Annotated in this window: 1 protein-coding gene; it reads left to right on the plus strand. The window is 48.8% G+C overall.

Features of this window, described 5'->3' with window-relative positions:
• Window positions 1-123: 123 nt before the first annotated feature.
• Window positions 124-1,908 (plus strand): hypothetical protein (locus K339_RS33260; protein WP_037300028.1); only part of this gene is annotated, 1,785 nt, incomplete at its 3' end.

The following is a 1,908-nucleotide window of genomic DNA, read 5'->3' on the forward strand; positions in this document are numbered from 1 at the left end:
GCCTGGGGACGTACCTTTCCCGATGCTCGCTCGCTTCCCATTCGACTTCCTTCGGGCGATACCCGACAAGGACGCGCCGTGTTTCTCAAAGTGCTCAAAGGACAACTGTAGTCAATTATAAGTATGAAAAAGAATTACTATCTCTGGTCTATTATAGGATGGTTGGTGTGGTCAACCAGCTGGGTGATGGCGGTTGAGCCAACTCGCACATCGCCGCGTACCATCGCCTTACCATCTTGGGGAGCGTCGTTTATTACGTCGGCAGCTGCTCCTGCCAGCGACGCCCAAATGGCTATTGTGAGCGATTCCTCCAGCTCAGAGCGGCAGAAAGCACGTAGTGTTTTTGCTGCTTTAGACGCCGAAAACCAATACCAAGATAGTCTTTCTTCTTTTGAAGACTTACGTGTCCTTCCGATTGGGATCCGAAAAAAAGTTGGCAACAATACGATTGAACTGGCCATTACGAAAGGGACAATCTACGCCAACAAAGCAGAGCTAACGGTCTATATCCGAATGACGATGCCCGTTTCGGATCCCAATTCAAGTGCCAAAGAACGTCAACTTTTCTTTGGTGCTGACCAAGTGGGTATTACGCGCTCAGGGGGGCTTACGGGTGATTTTAGGGCAGTCCTTCTTGGCGATTTTATTCTCCCGCTTCGAAGCTTCACCATCATACTTAAAGGCGGGGGCGGGCTTGCCCCCAATGGCCAAGTCAATGGCGCCGTTACTTATGCCCAATTTAGTTGCGGTAGTGGTTTTAAAGAAGCCCGTTTGGTCGCCGATGTTGTTTTTCCGAGAGACGTCCTCGTTCCCCTCGACCCCAGCCAAAACTTCGAACCTTTCCCTTCTAATCAGCGCGTTAGGGCTTCTTTTGATTTTTTTTCGACCAAAGGCCTGCACGATGTCTTGATTAGCCTCACCTTCAACACCCCCTTTGCCGTTGCCAAACATGAACGCTTTGCGTTTGTTGTCAGCAATGTTTCACTCGACCTCAGCACGGTCAATAACCCCACCAATTTTACCACCCCTCAAGGCTACCCAGTAGCTACCCAAGATCCCACTTGGCAAGGCGTGTATATTCAGCAGTTTAGTCTTATACTCCCCCCCGAATTTAAGAAAAAAACGACGGGCGAACGCGTGGGCCTCACTGCCCAAAACGTACTGATTGATAAACTTGGTTTTACGGGCACCGTCTCCGCAGGTATTGTAGGACAACCTGTTTTACCACTCGATCAAGGCGACGCCTCGGGTTGGAAGTTTGGCGTTGACCGCTTCTCAGTAAGTTTTATGACCAACAAGCTAGTGGGAGGAAGCTTTGCGGGACGTATATCTTTACCCGTCAACCCCGACGAATCGGGTGCTTTAGCTTACGAAGCGGCCATTGAACAAGGCGGAAACTATCGCTTATCAGTGGCCAACCTGACCGATCTGAATTTTAAGTTTATGCGGGCCAAAGCGACCATTTATCGTGGTTCGGAAGTAACCCTTGCGGTGGTAGATGGAAAATTCAAACCACGGGCGGTCTTGCATGGAGCGATGGGAATCTATTCAAACCTAGGTGATTCTGACGGTACCCCCATTGATACGACCAAAAATAATACCCTTACTTTTAAAGGTATCCGTTTTGAAAACCTAGTGCTTCAAACCGAATCACCCCGCCTCTCGTTTGGCATGTTGGCCTACGAACGAAGCGGAAGTAATATGGCCAATTTCCCTGTTGTTCTGGAAGAACTCTCCGCCAAGACCGAAAATAACTCGATTTTGATTGGCCTTGGCATCAGTGTCAATTTAATGAAAAGCGGAGAAGGGAAAGGCTTTAATGGTCGAGCCTTTTTAACTTTAGAAGCACAAGAAGTAAATGGTACGTGGAAATTCGTCGGCATTCGTCGTCCTATAGACATCGCTCTT

The sequence above is a fragment of the Runella limosa DSM 17973 genome, assembly GCF_000482465.1.
GTDB lineage: Bacteria > Bacteroidota > Bacteroidia > Cytophagales > Spirosomataceae > Runella > Runella limosa.